Here is a 4,129-nt window from a genome sequence, read left to right as displayed (position 1 = left end):
GCACTCAGTTTCGCTGGCCAGTCGATGACCTATCGCGAGCTTGATGAAGCATCAAACCGGTTGGCGCACTTGTTGATTGGCTTGGGCGTGCGCCCCGGCGAGCGGGTGGCGTTGTTATTCTCCCGTTCGGCCGACGCGATCGTGGCCATCCTGGCGGTGCTCAAGACTGGCGCGACTTATGTGCCGATCGATCCGGCACAGCCCGCCGCGCGCATGGAGTTCATGCTCGGCGATGCCGCTCCGGTCGCGGCCGTAACCACCGCCGATCTGGCCGAGCGTCTGGAGAGCTACGAGCTGCCGGTCATCGATGTCAGCGATCCCCGCATCGGTGCTCAACCCAGCACCGGACTGCCGGCGCCGACAGAGGACGACATCGCCTACCTCATTTACACCTCGGGCACGACCGGCGTCCCCAAGGGCGTCGCCGTCAGTCACCGCAACGTCACCCGACTGCTGGAGACATTGGACGCCGAACTCGAGCTTTCGGGGCAGGTGTGGTCGCAGTGTCATTCCCTGGCGTTCGACTACTCGGTGTGGGAGATCTGGGGTGCGCTGTTGTACGGCGGCCGGCTGGTGGTCGTGCCCGAGCCGGTGGTCCGCTCACCGGAAGACCTGCTCGGAGTGCTCGTCCGTGAACAGGTCAGCGTGCTGAGTCAGACGCCGTCGGCGTTTTATGCGCTGCAGACCGCCGATGCGCTCGCACCCGAGCTCGCAGATCAACTCAAGCTCTCCACCGTCGTATTCGGCGGTGAAGCGCTCGAGCCCCAGCGCCTCGCGACCTGGCTGAACAATCACCCGGGGTTGGCCCGCCTCATCAATATGTATGGCATCACCGAGACGACGGTGCACGCCTCGTTCAGGGAGATCCTCAGCAGCGATGTCGAGCGCAACGCCAGCCCGATCGGCGTGCCGCTGGCTCACCTCGGCTTCTTTGTGCTCGACGGCTGGCTACGGCCGGTGCCCGCCGGCGTGGTCGGCGAGTTGTACGTCGCCGGTGCCGGACTGGCCTATGGCTATGTGGGCAGGGCGGGACTCACGGCATCGCGGTTTGTGGCCTGCCCGTTCGGTGGAGCGGTAGCCCCGGGCAGTCGCATGTATCGCACCGGGGACGTGGTGTCGTGGGGCACGGACGGTCAATTGCGGTATCTGGGACGTGCTGATGAGCAGGTCAAGATCCGCGGGTACCGCATCGAGCTCGGTGAGGTCCAGGCTGCGCTGGCCGCACAAGACGGCGTGCGCCAGGCGGTGGTGATCGCTCGCGAGGACGTCCCCGGCGACAAGCGCCTGGTCGGTTACGTCACCGGGACCGCAGAGCCGGCCGCCTTGCGGACGGCCCTGGCCGAGCGGCTCCCGGCCTACATGGTCCCCGCCGCGATAGTGCCGATCGACGCACTGCCGCTGACTCCCAACGGCAAACTCGATACCCGCGCACTTCCGGCACCCGGATACCAGGATGTCGGTGGCTACCGCGCCCCCACCAACGCCATCGAGGAGAAGCTGGCCGACATCTACGCGCAGATCCTTCGGCTGGACCGGGTTGGGGTCGACGACTCGTTCTTCGAACTGGGCGGCGACAGCATCCTCTCGATGCAGGTGGTCGCGCGGGCCCGCGCCGTCGGGGTGGCGTGCCGGCCGCGCGACATCTTTGTCGAGCAGACCGTCGCGAGGCTCGCCAGCGTCGCTACCTTGACCGACGGATCGGAAAACCTGGTCGATGAGGGCGTGGGGCAGGTACTGGCCACGCCGGTCATGCACTGGCTGCAGAGGCTGGATGGCGCGGTTGATCAGTTCAACCAGACGGTGGTGGTGCAGGCGCCAGCGGGGGTGAGCGAGGCCGACGTCGTCGTGATGCTGCAGGCCCTACTGGACCGGCATGCCATGCTGCGGGCTCGTGTCGAGGACGATGGTGCCGGCGGTTGGTCGTTGCAGGTTCCCGAGGCGGGCTCGGTGGACGCTGGCGAGTGCCTGCAATCGGTAGACGTCCTCTCCGAAGAGGCGCTGGTCAGCGCGCGATCGCGGTTGAGCCCGGGCACCGGGCTGATGCTGACTGCCGTGTGGGGGCGCTCCACCGGCCGATTGGTGGTGATCATTCACCATCTGGCCGTCGACGGGGTGTCCTGGCGGATTCTGCTGGAAGACCTCAACATCGCCTGGGCGCAGCACCACACGGGTCAGCCCGTGGCGTTGCCTGCCGGCGGGACGTCGTTCGCCCGCTGGGCGTCGCTGCTGGCCGAGCACGCGGGTCGTCCGGAAGTCCTGGAACAGGCCGGGGCTTGGCGACAGGTCGCGGAGTCTGCTCCCGCCGCGCTGCCCGCGGTGCAACCCGCGATGGACACGATTGCCACGGCAGGACTGTTGTCGGTCGAGCTGGATGCCGACACCACCGGCATGCTGCTCGGTCAGGTGCCGTCCGCGTTTCATGCTGGAGTCCAAGACATTCTGTTGATTGCGTTCGCGTTGGCGGTGTCGGAGTTTCTGGGAACCGGAGCCGCGCCGATCGGCATCGACGTCGAGAGCCACGGCCGTCACGAAGAACTGGCCCCGGATGTGGACCTCTCGCGCACCGTCGGGTGGTTCACGGCCATCTACCCGGTTTCACTTGCAGTGGGCGGACTTTCGTGGGCGCAGGTGGTTGGCGGCGAGGCTGAACTGGGAGCGGTGATCAAAAACGCCAAGGAACAACTCCGCGCGCTCCCCGACCCGCTGAGCTACGGGCTGCTGCGATACCTGAACACCGATGTTGACCTGGACGAGTTCGATCCGCCGATTGGGTTCAACTACCTGGGACGGTTGGGCGGCCCCGCAGCCCAGGTATCCGATGATCTGTGGCGGGTCAGCGAGAACGGCTTGTCCTTGACCGCCGCCGCCGCTGCGGTGCCAATGTCGTTGGCGCACACGGTCGAGCTGAACGCCAGCACCTTGGACACCGACGCCGGCCCGCGTCTGCACGCCAACTGGACGTGGGCGCCCTCCGCGCTGGATCGCGACCAGATCAGCCGCCTGGGCCAGTTGTGGTTCGACGCCCTCGCCGGTATCTGCGCCCATGTCAGCCGCGGCGGGGGAGGGATGACACCCTCCGACATCCCGTCCGCTCGCCTGACTCAGCGGCAGATCGACACGCTGCAGGCGAATTCCCGCATCGCTGACGTCTTGCCCCTGACCCCGCTGCAACGCGGACTGCTGTTCCATGCCAGAGCCGCTCAGGACAGCGACGACGATGTGTATGCGGTGCAGCTGGACGTCGCCGTGACCGGCCCCCTCGACCGCAACCGGTTGCGGCAGGCGGTGCAGGCGGTCGTCAACCGGCATCCGAACCTGGCGGCCCGATTCAGCGAACAGTTCGACGAGCCTGTGCAGATCGTCCCGGCCGATCCCGTCGTGCCGTGGCGATACGTCGAGCTCGACGGCGACGCCGACGCTGACGAGCACATCCGACGGGTATGTGAGGCCGAGCGCGCCGCGGTCGGCGACCTGGCCGACCAGCCGGCCATCCGCGCCGCTTTGGTCCGCACCGCAGCAGACCAACACCGGTTTGTGCTGACGAACCACCACATCGTGCTTGATGGCTGGTCGACGCCGATCCTGCTCGGAGAGATCTTTGCCAGCTACAACGGCCAGCGCCTGCCGGCGCCCGTACCGTATGGCAGGTTCTGTGCGTGGCTGGCCGATCGGGACCGTGCCGCCGCGCAGGATGCCTGGCGTGAGGTTCTCACCGGTTTCGAGGCGCCCACACTCGTGGGGCCGCCGGATCGGTTGGGGCTGGGACCGCGAGGCGCTGCGTCGTTCACGGTGCCCGAGGAGACCACGCGGGGCCTCACGGAGCTTGCGCGCTCACAGCAGACGACTGTCGGCACGCTGTTGCATGCCGCGTGGGCGCAGCTGCTGATGTGGATGACCGGCCAGCGCGATGTGGTTTTCGGCACGGTGGTTTCGGGTCGCCCGGCGGAACTGGCCGGCGCGGAGTCGATGGTGGGGCTATTGGTCAACACCGTGCCGGTGCGGGCCAGCATCACCGCGGCGAGCACCACCGCAGACCTGCTCGATCAGCTGCGGAGCGCGCGCAACGACACACTCGATCACGAGCACCTGGGGCTCAGCGACATTCACCGCGTCACCGGTCACCAACAAC

At 67.4% G+C, this 4,129-nt stretch carries 1 protein-coding gene; it reads left to right on the top strand.

All coding sequences use genetic code 11. The features are described 5' to 3' along the window. The coding region (locus A5652_RS21660) for a non-ribosomal peptide synthetase (RefSeq protein WP_156745473.1) at nt 1-4,129 on the top strand (4,129 nt) is incomplete at both ends.

The sequence above is a fragment of the Mycobacterium sp. 1165178.9 genome (genome assembly GCF_001673555.1).
Taxonomy (GTDB): domain Bacteria; phylum Actinomycetota; class Actinomycetes; order Mycobacteriales; family Mycobacteriaceae; genus Mycobacterium.
This window is presented reverse-complemented; position numbering and strand designations above follow the sequence as displayed.